The following is a 22,669-nucleotide window of genomic DNA, read 5'->3' as shown; positions in this document are numbered from 1 at the left end:
TTCAATGTGAGTTTAAATATTCTGAAATACACCTTTTAGGGGCGTTGGGCAAAGATACCCAAGTTTTCCCTAGCATTTCGCGGTTAATCCAATCCTGCAGATAGTTATAACGCAAGCCATGAAAGGTAAATCCCGTTATGGTCACGATCATTCATGGCCCTCTTTCTCCACCTTTCTATGTCTTGCATATATCTCTGTGACGGCCGAGATACTTCTCCATTCATGTTAATTATTGTTTTTAGATAAGTCATAGAATAAAACTTTCTTTATATAGAACGATAGTCCAATAAGTAAAATCATAATCCCAACTATGAATGTAATTAATGGGATATAGCTACTTGTTTCATGAGCTGGATAAAAATCTGGCAAGCCAACCATAAGAATTTTTCCGATGCCAGACAAAGCAATAATTATTAGTCCTGAGCATGTAAATATTGCTGCAATATATTTTTCCAATTATAACCCCACCTTATGATGTAGTTCTCATAATAATTCTAGACAGTTTAGGATGCGATGTCTATAACCTGAATTATTCACAGCTCAAAACTAAAACGCCATTATGGTAAATTGAACGCTGCACCAGCGTTCTTGGATTCCAAAATCGTGAAAATAGAACCAAAGCAACTAAAACATGGCGATATCATCAGCTTACTGCCGATTTTGGACATACGTCTCCTGTGTCTGGGCTTGGGCTTTAAAAAATGACCTATATTTTTACACTATATTTTTACCGTCTTATGTCGGCTTCATAGCCTGTATTCGTTGCAGCACCTGCCAAAAAAGTTTCGGATAGACAAAGCTGGAAGCCAGTTTGAAGTAAAACGATCGTCCCGATCGAACCAGCTTGCTGGCTACCTTGATCAACTTTGTGCGAATGGTCTGGATCTGCATGTTCTGGTGACCATCGGGGAAGCAAAGCGTGCGCAGCCAATTGGTTAAATTATAGGCCAACAGGCTCAACATCATTCTAACCTGGTTGACTTGAAAGTCATGACTGCTCATACGATCCATATAAAAGCCATTTTTTGCTTCCTTGATATAGTTTTCCATTGTCCCTCTTTGCTTGTAGGACTGGACAATCGTTTCAGGTGAAAATGTGTCACCCAAGTTCGTGACAAAAAACCCATGCGTGAAAAGCAATTCACCTGCCGGACGAATGGATTGGATGACCACTTTTCTTGGTTGGGACCAGGACCCAGCCTGATAGTGTATGGTCTCATAATAGCACTCGGTTTGCGTGGCATCGGCTGGTGTCGTATTGGGATGAAGTTCGGCTGCAATGCGCTTCAAAGCAGGGTTGGCTTTCAAACGAATCACGTAAAACACGGATTCACGTTCACACAGCTCATACAGGGCTGGAACGGCAAAACCGCTGTCACCGCGCAGGAACGGTGTGGTTGTCGGAAACACGTTATTATAGTGCTGTATAACAGGTTCGATAAAATCAACCACCCCATTGGACGTATAGACACTGCCCGGACGTAGATCTGCTTTCACAAAGTCACCTGTGATCCCGTCAAAAGCCACCAAAGGATGGAACCCAACGGTTCCATAATGGGTGTTGTAATTCGCTGCTTCCTGATTACCGTAGGTATCAGCGTGGGTGGAATCCAAGTCCAGGATCAGGGCATCGGACGCCCTGTATCGGTGCACCCTGTCCAACAGGTCCTGATTGGCCTGATTCAGTTGATCAATCGAGTTGGCATCAAATCGTTCAAGAAAGCGTGACAGACTAGGCTGAGAAGCCAGAGCTTTCGTCCCAATAATTTGTGTCAGGACAGGATCATTTGTCAGTTGATCGGCGGCATCATCGCCATCGTATCCGGCAATGATCTGGTAGATTTTTTGACGCAATAAGTCCTGATTGGCATGAATATGGTAGTGTCTTTCGTCGTTCAGCACCAGATATTTCGCCAATGTCCGGGTGAAACCAATAGTTTCGTCAAATTCCCGAAACAGGAATTCACCGGTATCCGATGACAGGTCACCCCCATCATGCGACAATTTAATTTGACGGTTGAAATCAAGCGTTATTTGCGGTAAAGTAGCCAATATAAGAACCCCTTTCTGTTGGTTTCTGTTGGTACTTTAACTGTAACAGAAAAAGGGGTTCTTTTTCATTTATTAGATGAATATATGATTTGGTCAAACAACCTGACAATCAAGGGGTTAAGCTATACCAGAGTGTTTTTGTGAATAATTCAGGTTTAAATGATCTGAGGGCATTTCTGTACCGGCTGATAAACTTCCTACTGAAATGGAATAAAGTCGACACACAGCCCTGCTTTAACTATTACATTTTCGGTTCGAATTATCACTTTAAGAATTAGTTGTGATACAAGGGAGGCTTTGCCTAGTATATTACCTTTGGTGATATCAATTTTCCCTTATGTTCTTCTAACTTTAAAGCCCCTGCAGGAAACCCCCATTTCATACAGCAGTTTAACCACTGCGTGTAAATGGGCACTCTCGTTTAACTCGAGTGATTTTTCTTTGCCGTTCACTCTTTTTAGGACTAAAAAAGCCGTTTCTTTTTAAAACCGTTCAACTGATTATAAATGCGTCAAAAAATCATTTTAATGCATTTGTGAGCGCTTTTAATTTCTTTGATGACGTTATATCATCTAACGTAAAAAACATCCAGCAAAGGCTCTTAAATAGTTTAAAGCTATTGGTACTATCTTAAAGATAGATTTATCTTCCAATTACTGTTTAATTCAAAGAGTTAAAAACAGCAATAACGATATACACTTTTTGTATGTATTCACTCATTCCTCATCTTCCAGCCAGTTAAAATAGATGGATGTGTCTCTTTCCTGTCCGTCATTTTCAAGGAGATCCTGCAAACACCTATATAATTCTTTTGCTTCCTGAATAAATACATTTGCTTGTTTTGATGTTAATTTTTCATTTACCTGTCGGTCTATTTCCTTAATCCTAATGATGTATCTTCTAGCCATGTCCCGACTTTTTGAGTTTTCTAAAGCGAGGTAATCAAACATCTTTCTCTCAACTTCATCATTGATTTCACGCAATAACGTTAATTGTTTATCTGTAGCACCCGCTTTACGCTTTCCGGTAGACCAATGTATTTGAAATCCCGTTATCTTTCGTCCGGATTTTATTTCTTTATACCAAACTTCAAATTCTGTATATTGATTGATTTCATCAATTGCTAAATTAAGCGCTTTAGTTTTTAACAATGATGTATTGCTTTGATAACTTTTAACATTTTCAATACCGAAAAGTCGCATAAGAGATTTTTTTGACAATTCCTTATGCCAATAACCATAATGCGCTTTCAAATATTCGTATAATGTCCAGGAAAAGCTACTTTTAAATTTAGCTGCAATAGATAAATCTGTCATCACATAATTATCTTTTAATTCTAAAATATGAGGGAGCATATCATCAGCCCACTTAAAAGAGAATATTCCTTTTTTATATGTAATACGTTGGAAAACTCTTAAGTAGTCAAATTCATCTTCTTCTAAGTTTACTGTTGCAAATCCTAATTCATATAGCTTTTTAGTATCTTCATTCGCATGTTCTGTTCGATACTCACCAAGACCAAACTTTTGTTCAAAACTAGCCTTGTTGAAAATATTCCTTTTACTATCTTTTTGGGTTGAATAAATTGCATAAGCCAACAACTGCATTTGATTCAATGTTAGCCCATGATTCAACTTAGCCATCGAAAGCTCATTACTTTTCCTAATACTAGATTCATAGTCAATTGTTTGTTCCTTATTATTTTTCATAAAGAGAGTCCCCCTCCTATTTTTGAATTATAACTTTTTGTCTTTTACAAATGCAACTTTATTTAAACTAAGTTTTAATAAACCCGACAAAAAGTTTTAATAAACCCGACAAAAAGTTTTAATAAATCGCTATGATCCCTGATATGTCAACATTAAAGATGGAGACAATATAATTAATATAATAAAATCTTTAAAAGATAATAAATATGCGCGCGTGCGCGATACTATCTCCTTAATTTAAAAACTTCTCAACATAGACAGAAACATCATTTTTTACCCAAATAAACATTAATAACTTCCAGTCGGTTATGCCCGACTTCTTTCGTGATGATTTTTGCTGCATGCCGAAAGTTTCGTCCATGCAACATTTCCCAGTTCAGCCGATCCTGTACATAATTATAACGCAGGCCATGAAAAGTGAGTCTGTTATAGCCACCTTCATGGGAACGCCTTTCTCGGCCTTCCTGTGTCTCGAATTTATTACGGTGACGCCCAAGATATTTTTCGATTCGGTTAATCGCGCGATGCGTTTTTTCTGTCGGTTGCACAAAGATCTTTTCACCACGCTCGACAGATTGCAGTCGCTCGGTCAGCATTTCCCTCGCTTCCGAAGAAAGGGGCACTTGGCGGTGCTTACCGTTTTTTGCTTCATTTTTTACTTGATAAACGCCAGTCCGGAGTGCGTTTTCAGCTTGTGAACGGTGCATAGCCACAGCCTCAGCCACACGCAATCCCATGGTACGACTTAAAACAAACGTATCCCGTACATCACAAGCTGTCCGTTGTTCAGCCCCACCTTCTTTGCTTTGCTCATCAGCAAAAGCATACATATTGTTGTATTCTTCGTTTGTCCAGGAACGGTCGCCTTTTGCTTCTGTTTCAAGTTCAATCCCATGTTGCCTTTCCAGTTCATCATTAGAAGTCAGTTCATGTTTGGCATTAGGAACCATGTCATGGAGATACCGTATTGCCCCCAGATCGTTCTTGATCGTCTTGGTTGTTATCCCTGCATCCTGTCTTGCATGGATAAAGGCCACGACATGTTTATCCTGAAGGTTGCGTAAGTTCTTCATCTTAAATTCCTCATGAACAAACTGTAAAAATTGCTTGCAGCTGCCCTGATATCTGGCACGTGTTCCGTAGGATCCTGACCTTGTATGCTTAAATAACTTGTCAGCCTGTGCTTGAATTGGTGATTTTCCTTTCGCCATCTAAACTCCTCCTTTTGCAAAATGGACATACCTCGGACGTCTGCAAATAACGTTGTCCTCAGCATCTCCTCAAAAACGGAAATCGGTGTAACGCTTGGCGTGTTCGTTTTCAGCTGAGGTGTCCGGCGGCGGTCTCTTTGCCGGGATTTATTTAAAATAAATCCCGGCAAAGAGACCGCCGCCTTCCGCATCAACAAAATGTTGCAGCTTAGCAAATATGAAATTAACGATGAGTGATCTGCTGGTACGTTCTCTTGCGAGTGGGCATGCTGCCCTGTACCAATGACAAATATCATGCGGGTGCATGTAGCTGGCAGGCCAGCTCATTTGCCACTTACCATGTTGCTCTTCCCAACCCAAGAGCAACACAGCGAAACAATCTATGTTAATCAGCCTCTCTCCTTTTTAAATGAACCTCCCTTTCCTGTTTGGAACACAAAATGAGCAACGACGGGCTGAGTAGCGTCCTTGCTTTACGTGTTCGCCTTTTTAATTGTCTTTTAAGCATAAAAATATCGACCGTCGTTAGACGCTCGATTGCTTTTGAATCATTCTCTTTTTGGCACTATCAACCCTGGTGGTTACTGGCGGTTTGTTGCACGTTACCAGCCAAAAATAGCACATACATTTAAAAACGACACACGCCACTTCTAAATTTTTAAATCAAACCTTTGCCTGTTTCAACGACCCTTAGATTATTAGCCCAAGGCGCAAACGCGGCTTTTGTGACGGTGTTGCCATTGCCGTCGATCCATCTTCTCCCTTAAAACAAGAGTTAATGGAAAACTCATCCTTAAACCAAAGGATACTTAGATCGAATCTCCTTCTAAAGTGAAGGTGTGATGAATTCTGCTAAATAAGCAACTAATAAAATATTATATATCTTTATCCTATCAAGTTGGGAATAGATGTCAATATCTTTTTATTTTCTACTATCTCATGATAAAATAAAACAAAGAACAAAGAAATGTGTATCTTTCTGCAAAGGAGTGGCATACTATGGTTATAAAGGCAGATGCAATTCGAAAAAGTGAAGGAGAGACTATGATGAGACCTCAACCATCTGGGGCGAAACAGATTAGTGTGTCTGAAAAACGACAAATCACGATTCCTAAGCGTTTTTATGAGAAATTAGGAATGACGGAATCCCTTATTTGCGAGTTGCGTGGTGATGAAATTGTATTGCGCCCGGCACCAACAGACGCTGATTTCTCCCAGGAAATTTTAAAGGATCTTATTCAAGAGGGATACGAAGGAGAACAGCTTTTGAAATGCTTTCAAAAGCGAAAAGCTCAAATTCGTCCTGCTGTTGAATCTTTAATAACTGAGGCAGATGAGGTTGCTCAACAGTTTACAGGAACAGGTGACGAAGAAACAGAATCCCTATTTGGTGATGTAAGGGAGTGACCTTCATGTTACCTGTTGCGTACTTGAATCCAGCCAAACGCTACTTTAAAAAACTCAAAGAAAAACCACTTAAAAAACAATTTGACGAAGCGATTCATCATATCCGGCTAAATCCTTATGTCGGAGAACCAAAGACAGGGGATTTAGCCGGTATTTATTCTTACAATATTCCATACAAAGGAACACAGTATCGGTTGGCCTATCGGATCGCTGAAAATGACACAGGGGAATTAATTGTTGTTATTTTAGCCGGAACCCGGGAGACCTTTTATCAAGAGTTAAAGCATTTTATGAACTCTTAATACATACAAAAACAAAACCATATAAAAAATAATCACTCGCTGATTCGCTCGATCTTTAGTTTTTTGCTACCGCAAAAATTACCTGCAGGGGCTTGTAAAATTAAAACCTCTTCTGCGACTTGTTTGCAAATGAGATTCACTTAATCAAAAGGTAGTGCAAAAATACATATTACGATTGCGGGTTGTATCACAATAGATTTTGAGCTGAGGAAGCCACAGAGAAAGCGGACAGTGAATTTTTGATAGATTAATAGACTTAATACCTGAAACAATAAAAAACACTTTCTATGCCCCTTGAAATCGTCTTTAAGGACATTATGTACCTTTCTCTTACCTTTTAGTATTTTTTGTATTCTATTAGGACGTTAGATCCAAATTTCATATTAGATATATAAAATATTGTAAATTTTTAGTACACTGCAGTTGAAGGCGCCTTTAAAATTAATATTGAGAGGAGATTTATCATTGAAAAGGTTGTTATCCATTGGATTAGCTGTACTTTTAGTTTTTACAATGATTCCACTTCAATCATTTGCGTCTACAAATGACTCAAGTAAAAATGTAACTTTAACTACTCTTGAAAGGACAGATAATTATCAAAAAGTTGAAGTGAAAGCTAATACAAAAAGTAAATCAGGGAATGGAACGTTAGAATGGGTTAAAAACGGGGATAGAGAATATTATGTTGCTAAACAAAATGGAAAGAAGACTATCATTGAACAAAAAGACAATAAAATATATATGAATGGCGAAGTTGTCACTGAAATTGAAAAGGTCGAACCACACAATGAAAATTCAGCAACGATTTCTTCTTCTTGGGAGCAACTCGGTACTTACAGAACTTCTACGGATGTTGACAAAGCTATGGTAACAGAAATCGCAGGACTTATTGCTTCTTTCTTGGGGAGCCCAATAACTGGGGCAGTCACAACACTAGCTTCTTCAGTTTTTTCTATGGCTACACCTACTATATGGCAAGAAAAAACACAATATTGGGATACTGAAAATTATGGAGATATGAAAAATGTTGTGCGAGCATATGAGCATAGTAATTATACTGGATATATTGGTAGCGCAACTCACGAATTTAGAAGTATGCCACCTGGGTACTAAAACAATATGATACGGTGATCTTAAAATCACCGTATCTAACTTATATTATACTTATGTTTGGGAGAGAATCACCATGAAAAACTATAAACCAATTGAAACAATATTAATGGCTATAGTTATTATTCTTTTTACTGCTTCGCTTGCTGTTTTTCCTGAATATGGATATCAATTAATTTTTGCGTTTGCACTCATAACTTTGGTGTATATATTGGTGAAATGGCAAAGAAACAGGACTTAAATAACACATTTTATCTTAAATTCCTTTCGATTTTAGCTTTTAAAGTGTCTAAAAGCTTGTAACCCACTCGCTTAGGTTTATATCCAAATCTGCCGATTAAAATACGCACAGTGGGTTTTGATAGATTAATAGACCCTTTTTATACCTGAAACAATAAAGAACACCTAAACATTGTAATAAATTAATGCAATGTTTGTTGTGTTAAATTTAACGAAACTATGGGTTTTTTAACGTTCGATCATGGTGCCCGCAGTTCCTTAAAACAATGGTATCCGGCTTTTCAAAGTGAAAGGTTAGGCGTATATCCATATTGGCACTTGCTTCAAATATGTAATCCCAACCCTCCATCTTCTTTGTTCGGAGGGAAGGGTGATGCCAATCATGAGCCAGGAAGCGAAGTGCTTTCTTGATCGCCTTTTGTGATTGACCGTCAAGTGCAGCGAAATTTTTATCAAAGCGCGGTTGTCTGCGAAAATTCAATGGTCCGTTACTCCTTTGACATGTCATCAAGATCGTTTAGTGTCTCGTCCAGACTTTTCGATTCCGTTAGACGGCCGGCTTTAATGTGTTCCTCAACTTCCTGCTCTTCCTTTTGCCATTGTTCAGACCAAAACCATGCTTGATCCTTTGGAATGGAAACCATCGGCACAAACACGATTTTGCCATTTTCCAGACGGACCTGGAGATCATCACCTTCGTGCAGATCTAAGGCTTCCACAATCTCACGGGGAACCGTTACTTGTGATTTTCGTTTGAACCGTACATGTTCTGGTTTCATGGCGGCACCTCTTCTTTCTGTCGTTTCTGCCATCATATGTTTCCCCTTCCTGTTTGATTAATACAAAAGTACAACGGTATGAACTGTTGAACTCATTGTATCATATATTCGAAAAAAAGGATAAAACGCTGATAAGAAATATAGCGCTGTCAGCATTTAAAAGCTAAGATGTATGAATCATTTCCCTGAATTATGTGTATACTAATATATACAAAATGAAAAGGGAGTGCTATAATGAACTTAGATTCTCACAAAGGAGTGTATGCCATGACGACTGCACAAAAATGGGGCAATAGCATTGGTGTCCGTTTACCTTTTAAATTAGCTCAAAAGTATGACATTGCGAATGGGACAGAAATAAACGTTATAGAAGGCACAAACGAGATCATCATTAGACCTGCCAATGATAAGCCGACATTAGATGAATTGTTATCGCAATGTTCAGGTAATAATCCACACGAGGAATTTTTCGAGCAACCAGTGGGAAGGGAAGACATTTAATATGCAGGTTCCAGATAGAGGGGATGTCATTTATTTAGACTTTAATCCCCAGGCAGGAACAGAACAAGCAGGGCATCGCCCCGCCATTGTGCTATCACCAAAGAAGTTTAATGAGGTCACAGGGTATGCGTCCGTTTGTCCCATCAGTCGAACAGAAAGGAATTGGGGATTTCATATTCCTGTTCCGAAAGGTTTGGCAGTTGAGGGTGTCATCATTAGTGATCAAATCAAAAATTTAGATTGGAAAAAAAGAAAAGCACGCATTGCAGGAAAAGCACCTAACGACCTTGTCAATAAGGTTGTTCAGGTGATACATACCTATTTGTACGAAGAGCATCAGGAATAAACATAGGAATTGAAAAGAATATCCATCTGTAATACAACAGTTATTGTAATAATTTAATACAATATTAATACAATAACTGTTGTATTTATTTTAAATGGCTTTAGTTTTCTTTTGACGCAAATATTCCAGCACCGCAAACACAACCTGTTCGTCTTTGTTTTCGTAGGTCGTATCCAGCATAATACGCTGGCCATTAAATAAGGCAGCGTCCAGTAAATAAGGAATTCTGGGGCTGGCATACCCACGTTTGTGTTCCTGAATGATTCCCCATGCATCCCTTTCAAATGTTTTTGAAAGCCCCATGTGATTGACCGCATCACGCACTTGCGTTTTCTTCACTTCCAGCAAATCTTCAAAGATGTTTTTTCGCACTAATTCCCACCACATCTCAGCCCGAATTGCCTCGCGGTCCGTTCCTTTTACATCAGTTGTTGTATGAGGTGACGCAACGGGGATCTCGTCCGGCAGTCGGGATTGTATGAAATGCAGGAGATCCTCTTCTTGAATCAGCCAGCCTTCTTTACGGGATTTTGGCGGAGTCCCTTTGATTTTTCCTTCCCGCAGCCATCTACGGACGCTTTCGATATGCGTGGTTATTTTATAATCTTTTAAAAGGTCAAAAGCCGTTTCAACCGTGTACGTTTTCAATGGAATTCCCCCCTTGCTCATATTACAACAATTGTTGTTATAATTATATTAAAACATTTGTTGCATTAAAGTCAAACGATCATTCATTTTCGTGTTGAACAGGATAAGGGGAAAATGTCCCCACACAAGTCGGGGACCCAGGCAGTGCCTGGTTTTTCCATGATGTCATATTTTTGAGCCAAGGCGTACATTTGGCGCCCTTTATGGGGTACACGTGGCACATACTTTTTAGTGACTCTGCCAATCGCTTAGCCCTCTAGCCCAATCTAAAATCGTTCAGTGTATCGTCAATCTCATCTTGTCGGATACCGATATAGCGCTTCGTAATGCTTGGCGCTGCATGATTGAAGATTTCCTGCAGAATGGCCACGTCTTTAAATTGCTTGTAATGGTGATAACCGAACGTTTTCCGCATGGTGTGCGTGCCAACATCATCCCGATCTAAAAAATCAGCTGCAGCGTCCAGTATTCGATAGACTTGCGTTGTCGTAATGTGACCGTCGCCCTTTTGACTTTTGAACAGGTATTCGTCTGGATGTCTGCCTTCTGTATAGCGCGCTATTTCGCTCTGCAGCATTGAAATATTAACTTCACGGCGCTTATTTGTTTTGCCCTCGTAAATAATAAACTGATTCTTTCCCTTTACATCACCGACTTTGAGCCGAATGATATCATTTACACGCAGACCCGTGTTAATACCGACCAGAAAGATTAATACATCGCGCTGAGCAAGCTCCGGCCTTTTAGGTGTCCCTTTGTTGCCCCGTTTGATGGCCAATTTCATTTCGTCGATTTCCTCTTTTGTTCGTAACGGCTGCACATTGATAATCCGTTCGTTTTTGGCCATGGTTTCCCCTCTCCATTTATGTATTGAAATATAATATATAACCATAAAATAGTACATTTATAGTTATGATAAAATAAAAACCTTGATAAACCAAGGTTTAAAATGTATGCTTTTAACTATTTTATTACATTTTTAATGATAAAAAAGATGGAACAGCGTGGATTTTCGTTTCATTTTGGATTAAATTATAGGTGAAAATTGCTCCCATCAAGAAAAAGCCCCTCTCTCGAAAGAAAGGGGCTGCCGTTCATAGTAAAGGTTAATGGCAGACGGCAACCTGCATCTCTGGTAATGACACAATGTGTAGCGCGTGGGGAACCTTTCCCACCTCATTAACCCTTACTGAACATTAATATTGCCTTGTTAATTATACAAGGGCGTCACTCAAATGACACCCTTACCCAATACATAAGTTGATCATTCCCTGTTTTAGCATAAAAATGAGAACGAGAACTAGGTATTAATCAAATTGCTCGGCAAACTCCCAAAATCCCGGCGCCTGTTCAAAAACATCATTGTAGAAGCATTCCGTGATTTTCGTTTTTAGCTCCTGTTCCAGATCCTCTCGGTTCTGTTGTTCGGTTTGATGGAGCGACTTTTGGATTTTAGGCTCCAACGTTTTTAAAGCTTGTTCCACGTCAGCTGTTGTCATGGCCATCTTGCTCCTTTTTTAGATGGTTTTCTAGTTTTTGCAGTGCTTTTCGATGCAACTTGGATACGTTTTGCGGTGAATCGTTGAATAAATCAGCTATGTTGTTGTTTTGTACGCCATGCACGTATTTGTGCGTTAAAATGCTTTTCTGTTTGGGCGTCAGGGTTTCGATGGCTTGATATAATTGGGGGTCTTCCACACAGTCCGTCACTGTCTCACAGGCAATCATGTCGGCGATATCCGGCGATGACTGGTAAAGCATGTCCTTGTGTGTAGCCCCATCGTTTTCCTCATGCAATGGTTGATCCAATGTTAAGGTTTCGCGATAGCGATGTTTTTTCTTGGCTTTATCAAAGTTCATCGCATTATAGTGAATGACATTCGATAAATACGTCAGCGTTTTCACATGTTTATAAAACGTCTGGAACGCCTCGTTCACTTGTTTCATGTTTTGCTGAGTCGGTGAACAGATAGCCCGTTTCACAAGTTTGTAATGGGTTTCGTCCTGTAAAAACGATTGAATGATCGGCTGCTGAAAGAATTCAGGATGGTTCTGCCGGAATGCTAGGCATTTCTCATGACATCGCTCGTCGTTTTCCTTCACACATATCACCTCATGATTTAAAGAGACATGAAAGTCCCAAAAATAAACCACTTATCGAAAAAAAGGGAACAAACGTTCTATAAATCTATATTAGCATTTGTTTATGTTCGGATACAGGATTTTTTGAAAAAAGGTTGATTTTGAACGTCTTTTTGCTTCTTTAGATAAGAAAGGAGGAAGCACCTATGCAATGTCATGACTGGGTAATGAAACGGCCTCGGAAAAAGGTGGCGGCATGGGAATTTCCGTCCAAAGAAGGAATCAATGATGTCGACTGACTTATCGGCTTGGACGTCCTTATTGGAAAATGTGGGGTTCCCTATTTTTATTGCAGCTTACTTGTTGCTGCGTTTTGAAAAGAAGATCAATAACTTATCCGATACGCTGGACGAACTGAAAGAACTGATTCGAAACCATAGGAAATGAGAAAGGGGAAAAGAAGATGATTTGTCATGAACAAGCCATTCAACGCTATTATCGTATATTAACGACTTATCTAACCATGGCCAAGCATTTGGACTCTTGTTCCCGGGAAGATGAGGCATTTTATCAGGATATGTGCGTGTTATTAGCTAAAAAGATCAAAGCCATACAGGCTGAACTCGCTGATAACGGCTTCGCTTTCTCTCGGGAACTGACCGTACCTTGTGGCGATGCTTTTGTAGCAGATGAACAGGAAAAAAAGGAATAAACGGTTGATATTTTGCCTCCTTCCTTTTCTTTATAAGAAAAAAGGGAGGTGTTTTTATGACAGTGATTGTGTTGGATGCCGGCCACGGAGGATATGACCCCGGAACGTCAGGACGGAGGATACTTTTGTGGGACTAAGCGAGCGAACCAGCATGGCCAATGCTCATAATGCCGATCTGTTTGTATCTTTCCATCATAACGCCGGTGGAGGAGAAGGGTTCGAGAGTTATATTTATCCAGGATTCCGCCATACCAAAACCGGCGACATTCAGCGTATCATACACGCATCTATCATGGAGTTTTATGCTTCGTATAGTCTACGGGACAGAGGCAAAAAAGAAGCCGATTTTTCGGTTCTTCGAGAAACCGACATGCCGGCCATTCTGCTGGAAAACTTATTTCTGGATTCGGCGGTGGATACGTGGCATTTAAAGCAGCCCTCCTTTGTGAGGGAATTAAGTACAGCCATTGCTAAAAGTATTTTAAAAGCTGTGGGATAAAATTTTTAACAAAAATATTGAAAAGTGGTTGTTTTTTAGCCCCTTCATAACTCTTTATGTAACACACAGCATTTGGTGGCATAGCCAAGCGGTTAAGGCAAAGGTCTGCAAAACCTTAATCCTCGGTTCGATCCCGAGTGCCACCTCCAAAAAACCAATCAAAGGAGGGTTAAAATGAAAAGTGAACAGAATAAAAAAAATGTTTCTAAAAAAGCAAAAACATCAGGTGGTATGTGTTCATCAAGCCGTGACTGTTGTCATTTACGAGGCTGTTTAGCAACTTATTATCATGTGTCAGGTGAACTTTGGGAATTCGGAGAATGTGGATGTAGTGGAGACAATTGGACTTAGTGTTAACAGTATGTACAAATAAGAAAGGATGATTTAAGGTGATTGGAAATTTGATTGATGGAAAACACTTACGAGGAAAGGAATTAAATCAAAAGCTCAATGAACTATACGAAAAGGAGCCTTTTAAAAATCTTATTGCAACTATGCAAAATCAAAAAAGTTTTGAAGTTAATGATTTAAACCCTAGAAAGGCATATGTATTTGATGCTGAATTCCGAGAAGAAGACAACATGCACTTTTTTAGCTCTTCAATTCTTCATTTAGTAGATGAAAAGGAAAATATAAGCATTCTCTATAATGAATTGCCCAATGTTCAGGATCACTATTTCGGACAAATTTTGCAACCAAACTCAAATGCATTACATGAGTATTTATATGATGGAGGCAAGGTTCAAAATAACCAAAAGAACACTGAATTAAATAAACTAGCTTTTAGTGATGACTATGAAGAATTACCAGATAATAAAAATTATAAATCTGGAAATTTATTTAACGATCAAATAGAAACACAATCATGGTTCACAGGTGATGGCTGTCTCCCAGGGGGTTACCAACATTGTGGTGGTAATTGCGGATATGATCTGGATCATGGTGGAGGGACTCCTATTAATGACACTGATGATTGTTGTGTAGCTCATGATAACTGTTGGAAAACTTACGGGGATTGGGATTCATGTTGCGATAAAAGATTGATAGAATGTGTAGCTGGGCATACAACAGTTGCAGCAGCGAGTATTAGGGAAGTATTTACACCAAGTTCTCTTAGATGTTTATTTGGCTAAATTTAAAAAAAACGCTACTAATCGTAGCGTTTTTTAAATTCAAGGTGTAAATTCCTCTTTATAGAAATGTCTGAGTTTTACTCCAGCTCAAGAGAATGCTTATTTAGGGAAAAGCGCCCATTTACTTTAAATCATGATTAATGTAAAAATTATTAAAACAATTAAAGGGAATATAGTAAAAAAACAATTTAACCCCTGTAATAGCCATATTAAAAGCGTGTTCTTTTTTGTTGCATAATGACTAATATAAGACAAAGAAATTAAACCAAATATAGGTGTTAAGAACAATAGTGGTGCACCGTAGTTCGGAGGTGAGGCATCTATTAATTCCTCAACCATGAAACCAACTGAAATAACGTTGATACCCATCAGTAATAATGGAATCCATAAATGAAATTCTTTCAAGTTATTAGACATAATTACTTCTTTCCCCCTAACTATTATTTCCGCTTCTCCATATAAAGTTGCCGTAAAGTAAAACCATGTATTTTATTTTAATGAATGCATCACTCTCTAAATTAAGTTAATTACAGACACATTTGACCATTAAATTTTGTTGAACGTATGTTAGGTTGTTCAGAAGAAACAATCCGCAATAGATTAAGACATATTGTAAAGTGGCTATACTCTTGTTTTCATTGTCAACTAGAGCTTCCTTTGCTACCTCGTTTAAATAACTTATGAAAGAATCCTTTGTTGTTTTCCTTATTATTTTCTGCAGCTATCTGCTTTCGCGTTTCCAGTGATTCATTAATGGACTGCATTAACGCTTTATCACGTTCTTCCAGTCGCTGATCTATGTATTCCTGCTGCTCGTCCAGCCGCTTTGTCAGCCCTTCTATAAGTTCATTCTGTTTATGTATCATGCTTTTTAATTCCATTATGTCGTCATTATGCGGCTTCGTATCGTTGTGTGTGTCAGTCTGATATGGCGTTATGCCTTCCTGCTCTGATTCGTTCCCATTATGCCACAGAATAACAGCCTCTGCCGATTCTCCCAGCGTCATGCCGTTATCCTTAAACGTTACAAGTTTCCGCAACGTTATGATGTCTGCATCCGTATAATAACGCTGATTCCGGTTATTCTTTTCAAACGTATATCCCAATTCTTCCAGCATGATACTGTACTTGCGTATCGTGCTGACTTTAAGCTTTAATAAATCTGCTATATCTCCCGGATTATAGACCTTCATACGCTCACCGCCTTTGCTATTCATTCTAGCGTTACAACGGTATAACGTAAACATATAACACAAAGAAGCTTTAAGGAATGACTATTCGTTATAAGTAAAACGCCTATCAGAATTATTATATTGACTTCAGAACGCCCTAACTTGAAGTTAGGCAGACATGACCTAGATTGAACTAGCCCGTATCCACACGCCGTTCACGATATGTACAAACTATGTACAAATAAACGCTATACCATGTACAAAGTCTGCACAACTTCAAAAATAACGATATCACCAAAAAACTTGGCTCTGCCAAGGATAGCACGAATGTGATATCAGTTTTCTATAATGGACCCAAGATTTTAGACACGAAAAAAGGAGATGTTAAGGTAGGTATATGAAACGCAAAAGATATACACCAGAATTCAAATCACAAATCGTGTTGGAAATCTTGAAGGAAGAAAAGGCAATGAGTCAGATTGCTTCGGAACATGGGATTCATGTGAACCAGCTTCATAAATGGAAAACGCAGTTCCTGCAAGAAATGCCACAGGTCTTTGAGAAACAAAACAAAGACTTGGAAAAAATGAAAGCTGACTATGAAGAAAAGCTGGAAAGCCTCTATTCGGAGGTTGGTAAGTTAACCACGCAATTGTCGTGGATCAAAAAAAAATCTGGCATCTACAACGACTAGACGGGAACGCATGGAAATGGTGGACTGGGATGATCCTGAACTGCCCATCTCTTGGCAGGCCGACCTGCTTGGGATCAATCGTTCCAGCCTTTACTACAAGCATGTTCAGCCGTCACCGGAAGAGGTTGCCATTAAACATCAGATTGATGAGATTTATACCAAACACCCGTTTTTTGGCTCACGCAAGATTAATGAAATACTAAAGAATAAAGGAGTGAATATCAACCGTAAAAGAGTGCAACGTCACATGCGTGAAATGGGTATACAAGCCATTTATCCGGGTCCTAATTTGAGTAAACGCAATCTGCAGCACCGTATTTATCCATATCTGTTGAAAGGAGTGACGATTACCCGTCCCAATCAAGTCTGGAGCATTGACATAACATACATTCGCCTGTATAACAGCTGGATGTATCTAACGGCCATTATCGATTGGTATTCTCGCTACATTATCAGCTGGGAATTAGATCAGACGCTGGCAATTGACTTTGTCCTGGATGCCGTACAACGTGCATTCACGGTTGGTATACCAGAAATATTTAACAGTGACCAAGGCAGTCATTTCACCAGCCCAAAATATATTAGTCTTTTAAAGGAGCATCCATCCATACAGATATGTGTAAAATAATTCTCGGGGCCACCTGAGGCAATTTTCTAGTCAAAAAAGAGAAGGCACTCTATCATAAATGTATGCTTTGACGGGCAAATACATTTCGAAAGAGGCCTTCTCATGGAAACTATTATATCAAGATTATACGCATTAATAAAGGAAACAAACAACTTAGTTGATTTGGAAGAAAGCATTCGACTCTATATGTATGAGGTGTTTGCTTCCCAGATGGGGGAAGTGTTCACACAGATTAATAAGGTGATTAAAGCTGAGAAACAGAAGTTGGGCTGGACTGTCGAGCGTGAAGATTGGAAAACGGTTCAATTCACGTTTGGGGCAGTTCGTTTTCGGCATACATTAATGCATGACCTGAAAGGTGATTCTCACTATCCCTTTGATGAGTGGGCTGGTCTTCGGAAAAGTCAACGATACAGTCCCCTGACGGAGGTAAAAGTGGCTGAATTGGCTAGTGAGAGCACGTATCGTGCATCAGTCCAAACTTTGAAGGAATGGACCCCCGTAACGATGAGTCATCAAACAGTCGGGAGTATCGTGAAGCGTGTTGGAGATGCGCAGTCCCAGGCTGATGTGGAACTGGCGGCTGAACTGGAGGAAGCAGCGTCCCTTCCGGAGGGAAAAGAAGTTGACTATTTATATACAGAGGCAGATGGCGTTTTTGTCCGTTCTACAAAGAAAAAGAAAAGCCATGAGGTCCGGCATGCGATTATGCATGAAGGCTGGGTCAAAAATGGCAAACGGGTCTCACTCAGCAATCAACACGTAATCATGACAACGAAGCCGACTGATGACTTTTGGAAAGAGGTGCAGTCATATGCGGCCCATGGTTATTCGCTGGAGAATACGCAGGTTGTGACAAATAGTGATGGCGGGCAGGGCTACACAGCTGAACGGTTCCAGGAAGCCTTTTCCCAGTCCCGTTATCCCGTGTTGAATCAACTTGACGCTTACCATGTAGCTCAGGCGTTAAATCGGGCATTAGGCGGTGAAAAGAGTGAATTTAAGGACGGGATAAGAAAAGCGTTAAAACAACACGATTGGCAACAGTTCATACTTTGGCTGGATACATACGAAAGTACCCTGGAAAACGCAAAACAGGTAGAAAAGGTAAACGGTTTTCGAACTTACATTCAGCACAATTGGGATCGTATTTTTGACTGGCGTGAGAAAGTGGAAGACCCGCCAGAAGACGCACGAGGCTTAGGGGCTATGGAATCCAATCAGCGTCGCGTTTCTTTCCGGATGAAAAGACGGGGGATGCATTGGAGCGTAGAAGGCAGTGAAGCTATGGTGAAAGTAAAACAGGGTATCCTCAATAACACGTTGCGGGATGTTTATCTCACATCCCAAAAACGAAGCGCACGCAAGCAGCGAGACGTTGAAAAGACCGTTCGCATGACGGAGTATTTGAATCAGCCAACACGCCCATCGATTGGCGCAAAAGAAGGTTCCATCAGTTTATATACAGCCCATTCATCAGCGATAGGAAACTTGATGAAGAGTTTTAGGTAATACCCTGCATGTTTTTGTCAGGTTCCGGGTTTTGGAACGTGACGAAAACATGCAGGCCACCAAGCGACAGCGCGGTAGCCGGAAAACGTGTACAAAAATAGAGTGCCAAATATATTGGTGTGACAACCACATCGAGAAAAGATTGACACATACTCCATACAGATCAGCATGGACTCAAGAGGCCGGGCATTGGATAATATCATGATCGAACGCTTTTGGAGAAGCCTTAAGTACGAAGAAGTCTATTTAAAAGACTATGGCTCCCCAAGAGCAGCCAGAAGCAATATAAGAGACTACATGAACCTTTATAATCATGAACGGCCTCATCAATCATTAGATTATCAAACACCAGCATCTATTTATTTCAGATAGTCCGTTATCCTTTCCATCTTGGCGCAATTATCTTTCCTGTGCCAGAACCTGTCAAGGGGAAATACGCCCTTGACAGAACCTGACACAGGAAAGAGCTGGTTAGTAAGATGGGAAAGGGAAAACAATGATAACCCCACCTTATTTTTATAAAATTTGTGTCTTGACGATGGGGTCCACCTTATTCCCTTATGCTCTTTTCTAACTTTTAAGCCCCTGAAGGAAACCCATTTTTTACAGCAGTTTAAACCACTGCGTATAAATGGGCACTCGCTTCTAACTCGAGTGATTGTTCCCTGCCATACTTAAAAAACTGTTTCTTTTATGCTGCATCACTAAAAGACGTTTATTGGATAGAAATGCACCAAAAAAATCAATTGAAAGCATCTGTAAGTGCTTTCAATTGATTGCATGACCAAAACACTATATAACGTTAAAAACGCTCTGAAAATGCTTTAAAATAGCTTTAAGCTAACCATACTATCTTCAAGATAGAATTGTCTTCCAACTACTGCTAAAAACAGGGAATAAAATATTGAACAGGATAAGGAGAAATTGTCCCCACAAAAGCTGGGGAAACTAGGCAGAGCCTGTTTTTCCGCAGGGACATTTTTTATTACGATGGCGTACATCTGGCATACAGGTTGGCGTACACGTGGCACATGCTTTTTATTGTATTGGTACACTCGCAACCTATTAAAAAACAGGATAAAATGGCAATATAATCTTTCTATATGGAGTATGTATATACTCAGTCCTCTTCCAGCCAGTTATAATAAACGGATGTGTCTCTTTCCTGTCCGTCATTTTCAAGAAGATCTTGCAGATACCCGTACAATTCTTTTTCTTCCTGAATAAATTCATTTGCTTGTTTTGATGTTAATGTTTCATTTACCTGTCGATCTATGTCCTTGATTCTAATGATGTATGTTCTGGCCATATCCCGGTTCTTTGAATTTTCCAAAGCAAGATAATCAAACATTCTTCTCTCCACTTCATCATGAATTTCGCGCAATAGGGATATTTGTTTATCTGTTGCCCCTGCAACCTGTTTGTCAGTGGACCAGTGCAGCGTGAATCCTGTTATTTTATTGCCTATTTTCGTTTGGGTATACCATGCTTCCAACTCTGTGAATTCGTTTATTTCACTAATAGCAATATTCAACACTGCATTTTTAAATAACGCGGTACTTTTTTGATATGATTTCTTATCCTCTACTGCAATAAATTCATCAAGGCATCTTTAGATATTTCCTTATGCCAGTAACCATAATGCGCTTTCAAATAATCATATAAAATCCAGCTGAACCCACTTTTAAAATTGGAAGTAATGGTCAAATCCGTCAATACGTACTTCTTTTTCAGCTCCAGAATATAAGGAATCATTTTTTTATTCCATTCAAATGTGAAGTGACCATTCTCATATTCAATAGAACTAAAAACATTGGTAAAGCTGAATTTATCATTTTCTAAATCTTGAGTGCTGAATCTAAGAGTAGAAACTTTATCGCTATCCTCATAAGCGTCATCTGTTTTATAATCTTTTATTCCAAACTTATCTTGGAATTCATACTTCCTGAATTCCGTTTTTCCATTTTGTTGTGTGGAAAAGATCGCATAAGCCAACAACTGCATTTGATTTAATGTCAATCCCTGATTCAGTTTTGCCATCGATAACTCATTGCTTTTTTTGATTGTGTTCGAATAATCAATTAAGTGTTCAGTTTTACTGTTCCTACCCAAAATACGACCTCCATATCTAACTACGCCTGATATGTAATTCCTCTTTTAAATAAATTACATTAATATAATGTAAAAATCAATATATTACAGGTAAAAGGGGGTAAAAATTACAGTATCGGGGGGTAAAAATTACAGTATCGGGGGGTAAAAATTACAGTAAATCGCTATACCCTCTGATATGACAACCTAAAAAATGCCGACAAGGTAATAAAGGTAATAAAGTATTATAAAAATAAATATCTCGCGCGCGTACGCGCGGGGAAACAATCATTTATTTCATCATCCTTAACCCATCCAAACACATTAACAAGAGTTATGTTTTTCCCAAATACGTATTTATGACATTAATCCTCTCATGCCCGACCTCTTTGGTGACCATAGCTGCTGCTTCCCGGAAACGACGGCCATGCAGCATCTCCCGATTCATCCGGTCCTGCACATAGTTATAACGCAGGCCATGAAACGTGAGTTTGTTATAGCCATCATCATGGGAACGCCTTTCCCGTCCTTCCTGCGTCTCGACGTTTTCCCGGTGCCGACCGAGGTATTTCTCAATTCGATTGATCGCATGATGGGTTTTTTCAGTCGGTTGCACAAATATTTTTTCACCACGTTCCACCGTCCGCAGACGCTCGGTCAGCACGTTCTTCGCTTCTTGGGAAAGGGCACTTGCCGATGTTTGCCGTTCTTTGCTTCGTTTTTGACGTGATAAATTCCCGTCCGGAGGGCGTTTTCAGCCTGTGAACGGTGCATGGCCACGGCTTCCGCCACCGCAGTCCCATGGTACGACTTAAAACCATTGTATCCCGCCCATCACAAGCTGTCCGTTGTTCAGTCCCATCTCCCCGGCTTTGTTTATCCGCAAAAGCATACATATTGTTATATTCTTCATTTGTCCAGGAACGATCCCTTTTGCTTCCGAATCGAGTTCAATCCATGCTGCTTTTCCAGCTCATTATTGGAAGCCAGTTCATGTTTGGCATGAGGAACCATATCATGCAGGTAGCGTATCGCCCCCAGATCATTGCGTATCGTTTTGGTTGCGACGCCGGCTTCCTGCCTTGCTTGGATAACGCTACCACGTGCTTATCCTGCAGATTGCGCAGATTTTTCATCTTAAATGCCTCGTGGACAAACGATAAAAATTGCTTGCAGCTGCCCCGATATCTGGCACGGGTTCCATAGGAACCTGACCGTGTATGCTTAAATAACTTGTCTGCCTGTGCCTGAATCGGAGATTTACCTTTTGGTTTCTCTGACATAATATCTCTCCTTTTGTCATAAATGGTCCATAATCAACACAAATCTATTGTGAGCGTTTCTGAAATCAAGTAAATAGGAAACATCCTATTGAAAATAGAATCTTCACAAAGGGTGTTTAAAAAGCTTGTGAATGCATAGAAACTTTGACTCTATCAAAAAAGACATACCCCGGACGACGGCAACCATCTTCCTCGGCCATCCCCGGACAAACAATCCGGGCGCAGCCTCGTAACGATGGCTCTTATTCGAGGTTGCGGGCCTGTCTCTTTGCCTGAATCATAGACAAAGAGACAGGCCCCGGACGAAGCATAACGGTATGCGTGCATATGACATGAATGATGAGTGCTCTGCTGGTACATTCTCTGCGAGTGGGCATGTTGCCTGTACCAATGGCAAATATCATGCGGGTGCATGCAGCTGGCAGCCCAGCTCATTTGCCACTTACCATGTTGCTCTTCCCAACCCAAGAGCACACAGCGAAACAATCTATGTTAATCAGCCTGTCTCCTTTTTAAATGGACCTCCTTTTCCTGTTGGAACACAAAATGAGCAACGAC

At 39.8% G+C, this 22,669-nt stretch carries 31 protein-coding genes, 1 tRNA gene and 2 pseudogenes; 16 read left to right on the top strand and 18 right to left on the bottom strand.

Annotated elements, in window-relative coordinates; genetic code table 11:
- Positions 1-225 precede the first annotated feature (225 nt).
- From FFL34_RS17835 to FFL34_RS17815, 5 genes are all read right to left on the bottom strand, one after another.
- Positions 226-456 (bottom strand): hypothetical protein, encoded by a 231-nt coding sequence (locus tag FFL34_RS17835; protein ID WP_138604808.1) that lies wholly within the window; start codon positions 454-456, stop codon positions 226-228.
- A 279-nt stretch (positions 457-735) separates the two neighbouring features.
- Entirely contained in the window at positions 736-2,052 is a 1,317-nt protein-coding gene (locus FFL34_RS17830; protein WP_138602666.1) for an IS1380 family transposase, read from the bottom strand.
- A gap of 716 nt (positions 2,053-2,768) precedes the next feature.
- Positions 2,769-3,761, bottom strand: a complete 993-nt coding sequence (locus FFL34_RS17825) for a replication initiation protein (protein WP_138604807.1) — start codon at positions 3,759-3,761, stop codon at positions 2,769-2,771.
- A 266-nt stretch (positions 3,762-4,027) separates the two neighbouring features.
- Positions 4,028-4,972 (bottom strand): phage integrase N-terminal domain-containing protein, encoded by a 945-nt coding sequence (locus FFL34_RS17820; RefSeq protein ID WP_138604806.1) that lies wholly within the window; start codon positions 4,970-4,972, stop codon positions 4,028-4,030.
- Positions 4,973-5,119: 147 nt separating this feature from the next.
- A complete protein-coding gene (locus FFL34_RS17815; RefSeq protein WP_138604805.1) occupies positions 5,120-5,341 on the bottom strand; it encodes a hypothetical protein in 222 nt (73 codons plus the stop codon).
- Positions 5,342-5,971: 630 nt separating this feature from the next.
- Between FFL34_RS17815 and FFL34_RS17810 the strand changes: the two genes are divergently transcribed.
- The 4 genes from FFL34_RS17810 (at position 5,972) to FFL34_RS18395 (ending at position 8,032) form a co-directional block, all read left to right on the top strand.
- Positions 5,972-6,379, top strand: a complete 408-nt coding sequence (locus FFL34_RS17810) for an AbrB/MazE/SpoVT family DNA-binding domain-containing protein (protein ID WP_234031585.1) — start codon at positions 5,972-5,974, stop codon at positions 6,377-6,379.
- Positions 6,380-6,384: 5 nt separating this feature from the next.
- Positions 6,385-6,681: a type II toxin-antitoxin system RelE/ParE family toxin gene (locus FFL34_RS17805; protein WP_138604804.1), complete on the top strand. Its 297-nt coding sequence runs from the start codon at positions 6,385-6,387 to the stop codon at positions 6,679-6,681.
- 465 nt (positions 6,682-7,146) lie between these two features.
- On the top strand, positions 7,147-7,794 hold the full coding sequence (locus tag FFL34_RS17800) for a hypothetical protein (protein ID WP_129678309.1): 648 nt from the start codon (positions 7,147-7,149) through the stop codon (positions 7,792-7,794).
- Positions 7,795-7,867: 73 nt separating this feature from the next.
- On the top strand, positions 7,868-8,032 hold the full coding sequence (locus FFL34_RS18395) for a hypothetical protein (RefSeq protein ID WP_165303882.1): 165 nt from the start codon (positions 7,868-7,870) through the stop codon (positions 8,030-8,032).
- A gap of 216 nt (positions 8,033-8,248) precedes the next feature.
- Here FFL34_RS18395 and FFL34_RS17795 read toward each other — a convergent pair whose 3' ends face one another.
- Positions 8,249-8,512, bottom strand: coding sequence for a cytotoxin (locus FFL34_RS17795; RefSeq protein ID WP_129678311.1), 264 nt, complete (start codon positions 8,510-8,512; stop codon positions 8,249-8,251).
- 7 nt (positions 8,513-8,519) lie between these two features.
- Entirely contained in the window at positions 8,520-8,846 is a 327-nt protein-coding gene (locus FFL34_RS17790; RefSeq protein ID WP_234031584.1) for an AbrB/MazE/SpoVT family DNA-binding domain-containing protein, read from the bottom strand.
- A gap of 231 nt (positions 8,847-9,077) precedes the next feature.
- Here FFL34_RS17790 and FFL34_RS17785 point away from each other — a divergent pair, with 231 nt between their 5' ends.
- Together FFL34_RS17785 and FFL34_RS17780 are read left to right on the top strand one after the other, a co-directional pair.
- The gene (locus tag FFL34_RS17785; protein ID WP_129678314.1) at positions 9,078-9,311 is read left to right on the top strand and encodes an AbrB/MazE/SpoVT family DNA-binding domain-containing protein; all 234 of its coding nucleotides are present in this window, start codon (positions 9,078-9,080) and stop codon (positions 9,309-9,311) included.
- 1 nt (position 9,312) lies between these two features.
- On the top strand, positions 9,313-9,657 hold the full coding sequence (locus FFL34_RS17780) for a type II toxin-antitoxin system PemK/MazF family toxin (protein ID WP_129678316.1): 345 nt from the start codon (positions 9,313-9,315) through the stop codon (positions 9,655-9,657).
- A 90-nt stretch (positions 9,658-9,747) separates the two neighbouring features.
- Here FFL34_RS17780 and FFL34_RS17775 read toward each other — a convergent pair whose 3' ends face one another.
- From FFL34_RS17775 to FFL34_RS17760, 4 genes are all read right to left on the bottom strand, one after another.
- Positions 9,748-10,305, bottom strand: coding sequence for a MerR family transcriptional regulator (locus FFL34_RS17775; protein ID WP_129678318.1), 558 nt, complete (start codon positions 10,303-10,305; stop codon positions 9,748-9,750).
- 256 nt (positions 10,306-10,561) lie between these two features.
- The gene (locus FFL34_RS17770) at positions 10,562-11,152 is read right to left on the bottom strand and encodes a tyrosine-type recombinase/integrase (protein WP_129678319.1); all 591 of its coding nucleotides are present in this window, start codon (positions 11,150-11,152) and stop codon (positions 10,562-10,564) included.
- A gap of 460 nt (positions 11,153-11,612) precedes the next feature.
- Positions 11,613-11,804 (bottom strand): hypothetical protein, encoded by a 192-nt coding sequence (locus tag FFL34_RS17765; protein WP_234031583.1) that lies wholly within the window; start codon positions 11,802-11,804, stop codon positions 11,613-11,615.
- Positions 11,791-12,408, bottom strand: coding sequence for a sigma-70 family RNA polymerase sigma factor (locus FFL34_RS17760; RefSeq protein WP_129678481.1), 618 nt, complete (start codon positions 12,406-12,408; stop codon positions 11,791-11,793). Before FFL34_RS17760 ends, FFL34_RS17765 begins: the two co-directional genes overlap by 14 nt.
- Before the next feature lie 264 nt (positions 12,409-12,672).
- Between FFL34_RS17760 and FFL34_RS17755 the strand changes: the two genes are divergently transcribed.
- From FFL34_RS17755 to FFL34_RS17735, 6 genes are all read left to right on the top strand, one after another.
- Entirely contained in the window at positions 12,673-12,834 is a 162-nt protein-coding gene (locus tag FFL34_RS17755; RefSeq protein WP_138604803.1) for a YvrJ family protein, read from the top strand.
- 16 nt (positions 12,835-12,850) lie between these two features.
- Entirely contained in the window at positions 12,851-13,099 is a 249-nt protein-coding gene (locus FFL34_RS17750) for a hypothetical protein (protein WP_129678485.1), read from the top strand.
- 127 nt (positions 13,100-13,226) lie between these two features.
- Positions 13,227-13,598 carry an N-acetylmuramoyl-L-alanine amidase gene (locus FFL34_RS17745; RefSeq protein WP_199799060.1) on the top strand — a complete coding sequence of 124 codons (372 nt, stop codon included), beginning with the start codon at positions 13,227-13,229 and terminating at the stop codon, positions 13,596-13,598.
- A gap of 74 nt (positions 13,599-13,672) precedes the next feature.
- A tRNA-Cys gene (locus FFL34_RS17740) sits at positions 13,673-13,747 on the top strand.
- A 25-nt stretch (positions 13,748-13,772) separates the two neighbouring features.
- Positions 13,773-13,949 (top strand): hypothetical protein, encoded by a 177-nt coding sequence (locus FFL34_RS18390; RefSeq protein WP_165303894.1) that lies wholly within the window; start codon positions 13,773-13,775, stop codon positions 13,947-13,949.
- A gap of 38 nt (positions 13,950-13,987) precedes the next feature.
- On the top strand, positions 13,988-14,731 hold the full coding sequence (locus FFL34_RS17735) for a hypothetical protein (protein ID WP_129678457.1): 744 nt from the start codon (positions 13,988-13,990) through the stop codon (positions 14,729-14,731).
- Positions 14,732-14,857: 126 nt separating this feature from the next.
- Here FFL34_RS17735 and FFL34_RS17730 read toward each other — a convergent pair whose 3' ends face one another.
- The gene (locus FFL34_RS17730) at positions 14,858-15,148 is read right to left on the bottom strand and encodes a hypothetical protein (protein WP_138604802.1); all 291 of its coding nucleotides are present in this window, start codon (positions 15,146-15,148) and stop codon (positions 14,858-14,860) included.
- A 224-nt stretch (positions 15,149-15,372) separates the two neighbouring features.
- Complete coding sequence (locus tag FFL34_RS17725; RefSeq protein WP_165303895.1) at positions 15,373-15,924, bottom strand: MerR family transcriptional regulator; 552 nt, start codon at positions 15,922-15,924, stop codon at positions 15,373-15,375.
- 376 nt (positions 15,925-16,300) lie between these two features.
- On the opposite strand from FFL34_RS17725, the pseudogene FFL34_RS17715 reads away from it, so the two are divergent.
- Positions 16,301-17,198: pseudogene (locus FFL34_RS17715) on the top strand (IS3 family transposase); the annotation flags it as partial.
- A 129-nt stretch (positions 17,199-17,327) separates the two neighbouring features.
- Complete coding sequence (locus FFL34_RS17710) at positions 17,328-18,737, top strand: ISLre2 family transposase (protein WP_138601467.1); 1,410 nt, start codon at positions 17,328-17,330, stop codon at positions 18,735-18,737.
- Here the strand turns inward: FFL34_RS17710 and FFL34_RS18735 are convergent.
- On the bottom strand, positions 18,730-18,888 hold the full coding sequence (locus FFL34_RS18735) for a hypothetical protein (protein ID WP_171046348.1): 159 nt from the start codon (positions 18,886-18,888) through the stop codon (positions 18,730-18,732). The two genes, FFL34_RS17710 and FFL34_RS18735, sit on opposite strands and share 8 nt — an antisense overlap.
- A 5-nt stretch (positions 18,889-18,893) precedes the next feature.
- Between FFL34_RS18735 and FFL34_RS17705 the strand changes: the two are divergent.
- Positions 18,894-19,109: pseudogene (locus FFL34_RS17705) on the top strand (integrase core domain-containing protein); the annotation flags it as partial.
- Positions 19,110-19,857: 748 nt separating this feature from the next.
- Here FFL34_RS17705 and FFL34_RS18860 read toward each other — a convergent pair.
- From FFL34_RS18860 to FFL34_RS17685, 4 genes are all read right to left on the bottom strand, one after another.
- Positions 19,858-20,331, bottom strand: a complete 474-nt coding sequence (locus FFL34_RS18860; protein WP_138604798.1) for a RepB family plasmid replication initiator protein — start codon at positions 20,329-20,331, stop codon at positions 19,858-19,860.
- Positions 20,322-20,849: a replication initiation protein gene (locus FFL34_RS18855; protein ID WP_171046455.1), complete on the bottom strand. Its 528-nt coding sequence runs from the start codon at positions 20,847-20,849 to the stop codon at positions 20,322-20,324. Before FFL34_RS18855 ends, FFL34_RS18860 begins: the two co-directional genes overlap by 10 nt.
- 313 nt (positions 20,850-21,162) lie before the next feature.
- Positions 21,163-21,492, bottom strand: a complete 330-nt coding sequence (locus FFL34_RS17690; protein WP_138604796.1) for a hypothetical protein — start codon at positions 21,490-21,492, stop codon at positions 21,163-21,165.
- A 286-nt stretch (positions 21,493-21,778) separates the two neighbouring features.
- Complete coding sequence (locus tag FFL34_RS17685) at positions 21,779-22,111, bottom strand: hypothetical protein (protein ID WP_138604795.1); 333 nt, start codon at positions 22,109-22,111, stop codon at positions 21,779-21,781.
- 317 nt (positions 22,112-22,428) lie between these two features.
- Between FFL34_RS17685 and FFL34_RS18725 the strand changes: the two genes are divergently transcribed.
- Positions 22,429-22,669: hypothetical protein (locus FFL34_RS18725; protein ID WP_234031582.1), on the top strand; the 241-nt coding region annotated here is incomplete at its 3' end.

Source organism: Lentibacillus cibarius (assembly GCF_005887555.1).
Lineage (GTDB): Bacteria > Bacillota > Bacilli > Bacillales > Amphibacillaceae > Lentibacillus > Lentibacillus cibarius.
The sequence above is the reverse complement of the archived record's forward strand: the minus strand, read 5'-3'. Positions and strand labels throughout refer to the sequence as shown.

What these genes read in the sequence shown, in the direction of transcription:
- FFL34_RS17825 (WP_138604807.1), bottom strand. Translation starts at nt 3,761, where the DNA reads ATGAAAAATAATAAGGAACAAACAATTGACTATGAATCTAGTATTAGG.
- FFL34_RS17820 (WP_138604806.1), bottom strand. Translation starts at nt 4,972, where the DNA reads ATGGCGAAAGGAAAATCACCAATTCAAGCACAGGCTGACAAGTTATTT.
- FFL34_RS17810 (WP_234031585.1), top strand. Translation starts at nt 5,972, where the DNA reads ATGGTTATAAAGGCAGATGCAATTCGAAAAAGTGAAGGAGAGACTATG.
- FFL34_RS17805 (WP_138604804.1), top strand. Translation starts at nt 6,385, where the DNA reads ATGTTACCTGTTGCGTACTTGAATCCAGCCAAACGCTACTTTAAAAAA.
- FFL34_RS18395 (WP_165303882.1), top strand. Translation starts at nt 7,868, where the DNA reads ATGAAAAACTATAAACCAATTGAAACAATATTAATGGCTATAGTTATT.
- FFL34_RS17790 (WP_234031584.1), bottom strand. Translation starts at nt 8,846, where the DNA reads ATGATGGCAGAAACGACAGAAAGAAGAGGTGCCGCCATGAAACCAGAA.
- FFL34_RS17785 (WP_129678314.1), top strand. Translation starts at nt 9,078, where the DNA reads ATGACGACTGCACAAAAATGGGGCAATAGCATTGGTGTCCGTTTACCT.
- FFL34_RS17780 (WP_129678316.1), top strand. Translation starts at nt 9,313, where the DNA reads ATGCAGGTTCCAGATAGAGGGGATGTCATTTATTTAGACTTTAATCCC.
- FFL34_RS17770 (WP_129678319.1), bottom strand. Translation starts at nt 11,152, where the DNA reads ATGGCCAAAAACGAACGGATTATCAATGTGCAGCCGTTACGAACAAAA.
- FFL34_RS17765 (WP_234031583.1), bottom strand. Translation starts at nt 11,804, where the DNA reads ATGACAACAGCTGACGTGGAACAAGCTTTAAAAACGTTGGAGCCTAAA.
- FFL34_RS17755 (WP_138604803.1), top strand. Translation starts at nt 12,673, where the DNA reads ATGATGTCGACTGACTTATCGGCTTGGACGTCCTTATTGGAAAATGTG.
- FFL34_RS17750 (WP_129678485.1), top strand. Translation starts at nt 12,851, where the DNA reads ATGATTTGTCATGAACAAGCCATTCAACGCTATTATCGTATATTAACG.
- FFL34_RS18390 (WP_165303894.1), top strand. Translation starts at nt 13,773, where the DNA reads ATGAAAAGTGAACAGAATAAAAAAAATGTTTCTAAAAAAGCAAAAACA.
- FFL34_RS17730 (WP_138604802.1), bottom strand. Translation starts at nt 15,148, where the DNA reads ATGTCTAATAACTTGAAAGAATTTCATTTATGGATTCCATTATTACTG.
- FFL34_RS17725 (WP_165303895.1), bottom strand. Translation starts at nt 15,924, where the DNA reads ATGAAGGTCTATAATCCGGGAGATATAGCAGATTTATTAAAGCTTAAA.
- FFL34_RS17710 (WP_138601467.1), top strand. Translation starts at nt 17,328, where the DNA reads ATGGAAACTATTATATCAAGATTATACGCATTAATAAAGGAAACAAAC.
- FFL34_RS18735 (WP_171046348.1), bottom strand. Translation starts at nt 18,888, where the DNA reads ATGTGTCAATCTTTTCTCGATGTGGTTGTCACACCAATATATTTGGCA.
- FFL34_RS17685 (WP_138604795.1), bottom strand. Translation starts at nt 22,111, where the DNA reads ATGTCAGAGAAACCAAAAGGTAAATCTCCGATTCAGGCACAGGCAGAC.